Here is a 5090-nt window from a genome sequence, read left to right on the forward strand (position 1 = left end):
GGCTTAAAATAGCAGAAACTGAGTTTTGACCATCGACGATGAACTTGTGCGCTAAACAAGCAACTGCCAGATTTTGAGCTTAGAAACATGATTTTGATTACTAGCTTTTTCTGGCGACTAACGCCGCGTTAAGTGGTGAGCAACGCAGATCACCTTACCTAAACCATTGTGCCGTAAACACTAAAGCTGAATCAAACCGAAAATGCCGAGCGTTGGGAATCCATCTTAAACGCTTTGTTATAAGTACTATTTCTCCATACTGCGCGAACTCTGAAGTTGAAGAACAGCATCTTGGGCTTTTTTATCATTACTAATTAAAGCTAGTTCTCCAGCAGCAAGTAAACCGTAGTCATTTGCAAACTTCATAGTATCCTCAATAAAACCTTCACTAAAGTTAGAGCCGATTTGGTGACCAGAAATTCTACGCGAAACCTGCCCCGCACCTGAATGTGTTAAACCGTTGAGAGTTTTCCAGTTATTTTTCTTAGCGTTAGACAGGCCTTTCACTTTCTTTTCTTCTATTTCTTTGACTAACACACCAAATGGTTTCTCAAACTTGTCCGTTCTTAACAAAGCTATATCGTCCTCGCTGGAGCAATAGTAAAACCACAAACCTTTTACATAGCTTTCAAAAAGGCACCTTAATAATGCGCTTGCTGAACTATATAACCGGAGTTCAAGTAAATTCAAAATTGAACGATAGTGCTCCATACAAATGGAATAATATGAGCTAGCTACCATTACTTTATCGTTGCGAGGCAACTGTATACGATCGAGTGCTTTCTCAAGTAGCACTAGATTTTGTTTCGATTTTTCCATAAATTACCCGTACTTATAACGCCGCGTTAAGTGGTGAACAACGCCAACCACAAACCTAAACCATTGTACCTTAAACACTAAATTCAACTTGAACTGAAATCGCCAAGCGTTGTGAATCCGCCTTAAACGCCTTGTTAGCTTTATATGCGTTTTGCAGCCATTAATGCACATAGCAAAGTAAAAGGAAACAAAATCACAAAGCTAGCTTCTAACATACCCAGAATCTTTGCTTGATGAACATGCGAAACGACGATCGAAACTGCACAATAGATTCCAGAAACAATAAATGCCATAAATACTTTTTTCTTGCTAAAGCCTTTATAGACTTTCAAATTAGAGTTAAGAACTATGATAGGCAGCAATAGCGCAGCAATATTATTTCCCTGAAACATAGGGATTGAAAATTCCCTTCCCACGTATATAGAGAAAGAGACCAGCACAAGATAACTAGCTAATGACAATGCTGCATATTTTACCATTACTTCCGCCTTGTAATCCCTGCTAATTGGATTTGTTAAACTGATAGAAAGCTAACGCCCTGTTAAGGTGTGAGCAACGCAGTACCGATGCCGCCGCATACCACCTTAAACACTAAACGCAACGCATAGTAAAAATGCCACGCGTTGCGAATCACTCTTAAACAGTTTGTTATATTCATTTTTCTGGATTTAGACTTTCTTCAAAAAAGCGAGCCGTCCAAAGTAATAACTCAGGATTATTACCCGCGTTTAAACCAGCTTTTTCAAAAGAATACCTGTTTTGAGTAAACGCTGAATCTAGCTCAATTAAAACGTCCTGCAAAACACCACAGGATATGTTGCACCTGTGGAGCGCAAAGCTTTCACTCAATTTTTGCTGAACGCTTGAGTCTAGAGAATCAAAAAGCATGGAAAGCCTATGCTCTCTCACTAAGCACTTAGTAAAGTCCTTTGATAAAGCAGCACTTCCAACTTCCATTATTACTTTTGATTTAGTTTGTGAATTCATTGACTTCAAAAACAGTTCAATTGAAAACGCCAAATTTGCATTGTACGCATAATGAAACGAAGTAATTTCAATTGCTTGCTTCTCAGCGAGTTCGCAGATAGCTAAAAACTCTTTAGCACTTCTGTATACATGTTCATTTACTTTGGTCATCTAAACCTCAATGAATATAACGCCCAGTTAAGGGGTGAAGCACGCAACACCGACGTTACCGCATCACGCCTTAATCACTAAACCTAACGCATGACAAAAATGCCATGCGTGCTGAATCCCTCTTGAACTGTTTGTTAGCTGCTCCGTTGCACTCGATTGTCCAGGTACGCGTATTTAGCAAGCTCCGATATAAAGAACCTAGAGAGAGCATCTACCGAAGACGTTTTTAAGAGCATAGGCACAACACCGAATTTATATAAATACATCACAGGTAAAACTAAGACAACGTAACCAAGAACAATGAAAAATGCAGCGAACATCAAGTATCCCCATGCTTCACTAAAAGATAGATGGCTGATTAAGTGATAAAATCCACTGTCATTATCAGAACGAGGCACTACGATTAAGGCAACTAAGCTAATAAGATAAATAACCAAACTTAGAATTCGATTCTTTGAATCAGGATTATAAATAAAGTTACAAAATCGAGACCATTCTGACCTACTAGATAACCCATGCTCACTCTTAGCAATTTCTCTGATTTCCTTTAGATCTTTCATCGCATCAAATAAAGATGATCCAATGTGAGAAACTAAAGTTTGGAGGTATACAGCTTTGTGATGATCAACGTTATCACTGTTTAGAAGCGTGAAGTTAGATAAGTGGCGTATTAGGTTTCTGTCATAACGCCTCCTGGCTTTCGCTAACAATAACCCAGCAAAGATCATTAGAAGTATCGACAATAAATCGATTCTTAAAGCAATTTGAAAATACGCACTTAACAAAAAAAGAATCAAAGCGACTATTAAATACAGGATTCCTCTTGCTTCAAAGTAAGAGAAGCTTACTGTGTTTTGGTAGTATATTCTCGACAAATACCTCAACTCTTCCAATACTATGTACTCCTTTCTAAAATAGGACAGCTAACGCCGCGTTAAGGGGTGAACAACGCGATACCACCTAACTTAAACCATTGTGCCATAAACACAAAAGCTCAACTTTGAACCAAAACTGCCAAGCGTTGAGAATCCCTCTTAAACGCTTTGTTATGGCTTACAACTCACGAACGAACAGAAAGGTTAATCTGTTGTTCTATATGAACTTAACACGTTCGTCTAAGCACTCATTAGAACCCATTTCAAATTCGCGGCATATCCAAGGACGATTTTCATAAATTGTGCACATTAGAGTGTCTCTGTCTAAAGCGGCACACCAACCATCATTTAATCGCATCATTGTTTCACCACCATACTGATCACGAGCGATGAACTCTTCTGGCACTCCAGTATCCGAGATAATCATAACTTCAAGGCGGCAGCAGCAAGCTTGGCAGTTTGAGCAAGATACATTTGAGGAAGAAGGTGTATTAGTTGGTATAAGCATAAGTAACTACAGTTTAGTCAATTGTGCATGATACCGTAAATTTGATGTGAACAACCTTTATTTCTGAGATTGCGGACCTTGTGAGCCATAACGCCGCATTAAGGGGTGAACAACGCTGTCACCCGACCTAAACCATTGTGCCGTAAACACTTAAGCTAATTCAAACCAAAACTGCCAAGCGTTGTGAATCCCTCTTGAATGCTTTGTTAGTTGCCAAACCTAACGCTTTGGTTTGAAGTTGATGGCCGCTTTGCCAACACTGTCTTTACGTGTTTTGAGAAACTCAAATTAGGCGCAGTTTCAAAGCGCCTGTCACTGGAACCACTTGGAATATACAACACCGTAGAAAGCGGACTAACAACACCAGAAAGCTCTTTTAGACTGACAGTGTTACAGAGCTGACTTTCAACAAGTAAATCGGCTTCTGAAACAAAAAACAAGCCGCACAAGAAACAAAAGCACGATTTTCGCAAACCAAAATAACTAGAAATTGAAATACGAAAATCTAACCAAAAACACACGAACATTAGCCCTAAACATTCTGCTTTAGCTGCAATTTTCTCCTTGGCAACTAACGCCGCGTTAAGGGGTGAACAACGCCAACCACTCAACCTAAACGATTGTGCCGTAAACACTAAACCTGATTCAAACTAAAAATGCCAAGCGTTGAGAATCCCTCTTAAACGCCTTGTTAGGGCTCTTGGATTCACCTACCAATTGACATATATTTCTTTAGATTATATGGTTTAACTCTAATCAGATACTACCTACCCACTTGGTAAGCGAAATCTGTGCGGCGCAACATAAAACACGCTCTGCTTTATCGTTTTATGTTTGCAAGTGACAACGAGCGATTTGGGACAAACAATGCAGTTTGTCATTTGCTTTCATGTCATATGCCGGAGATGCTTATGTCAGATTTAGTAATTAAAGCTTTTACTCTTTTAATTTCCGTTATTGTGGTCATTTGCTTATCACTTTACTTAGAAATACCTCCAAAGGACGTCTTAGAGTTCATTACCAACACTCGTTCTGTATCATTTCAAGCTAGCTTAAGCGTCGATTTTACAGTACAAGTACAAATCTAATGACTTCAGGGCTCCCTCACCTGACGTGAGCCCTAACGCCCTGTTAAGGTGTGAGCAACGCAATACCGATGCTGCTGCATACCACCTTAAACACTAAACGCAACGCATAGTAAAAATGCCACGCGTTGCGAATCACTCTTAAACAGTTTGTTATGCTTGTTGAGTCAACGACTTGTAATTCCTCTAGTTGATTGCTCGATAGCCTCATCATAAGTAAGACCATGTTTTATGGCTGTAAACCCACTGCCGCCACAGTCGATGGAAAAACACAAGTCCCTCACTACTTCTAGAGGAATTCCTGTTTCGGAGGAAATTTCATGATAGCTATACACTTGAATTGGTGACTTTTGTTCTAACAGTTTATTATTAATGAAGTTTTCTAGCTGAAATGAAAGTCTATTTCTATCATTCTGTTTAGCACGTCTTACAGGATCTGAACCCTTATAATTTGAACTTACAATTGATATAGGATACGAAACCAATTTTTTCTCCTTTCGAAGTTTCAACACTCTAATAAAAATGAAGTAATAAAAAGCATAACGCCCAATTAAGGTGTGAAGCACGCAGCCACAGTACTCAATTTGACCACCGTAAACACTGAGCTTAACTCAAACCAAAAATGCCAAGCGTGCTGAATCACTCTTAAATTGTTTGTTAGGTCGA

The 5090-nt window shown here is 39.1% G+C and carries 6 protein-coding genes; all 6 read right to left on the reverse strand.

Annotated elements, in window-relative coordinates; all coding sequences use genetic code 11:
* Positions 1 to 246 precede the first annotated feature (246 nt).
* The 6 genes from UF05_RS08550 to UF05_RS26320 all read right to left on the reverse strand — a co-directional run bounded on the left by UF05_RS08550 (position 247) and on the right by UF05_RS26320 (position 4909).
* The gene (locus UF05_RS08550; RefSeq protein ID WP_045544919.1) at positions 247 to 819 is read right to left on the reverse strand and encodes a DUF6988 family protein; all 573 of its coding nucleotides are present in this window, start codon (positions 817 to 819) and stop codon (positions 247 to 249) included.
* A 140-nt stretch (positions 820 to 959) separates the two neighbouring features.
* Positions 960 to 1298, reverse strand: a complete 339-nt coding sequence (locus tag UF05_RS08555; RefSeq protein WP_045544920.1) for a hypothetical protein — start codon at positions 1296 to 1298, stop codon at positions 960 to 962.
* Between the two features lie 175 nt (positions 1299 to 1473).
* Positions 1474 to 1956 carry a hypothetical protein gene (locus tag UF05_RS08560; protein WP_031778331.1) on the reverse strand — a complete coding sequence of 161 codons (483 nt, stop codon included), beginning with the start codon at positions 1954 to 1956 and terminating at the stop codon, positions 1474 to 1476.
* A gap of 134 nt (positions 1957 to 2090) precedes the next feature.
* Complete coding sequence (locus UF05_RS08565) at positions 2091 to 2849, reverse strand: hypothetical protein (protein WP_020840807.1); 759 nt, start codon at positions 2847 to 2849, stop codon at positions 2091 to 2093.
* A 199-nt stretch (positions 2850 to 3048) separates the two neighbouring features.
* A complete protein-coding gene (locus tag UF05_RS08570) occupies positions 3049 to 3339 on the reverse strand; it encodes a YkgJ family cysteine cluster protein (protein ID WP_079400291.1) in 291 nt (96 codons plus the stop codon).
* A 1252-nt stretch (positions 3340 to 4591) separates the two neighbouring features.
* Positions 4592 to 4909 carry a hypothetical protein gene (locus UF05_RS26320; protein ID WP_197065575.1) on the reverse strand — a complete coding sequence of 106 codons (318 nt, stop codon included), beginning with the start codon at positions 4907 to 4909 and terminating at the stop codon, positions 4592 to 4594.
* Between the last annotated feature and the right edge of the window lie 181 nt (positions 4910 to 5090).

Source organism: Vibrio sp. S457-15 (genome assembly GCF_000960545.1).
Lineage (GTDB): Bacteria > Pseudomonadota > Gammaproteobacteria > Enterobacterales > Vibrionaceae > Vibrio > Vibrio parahaemolyticus.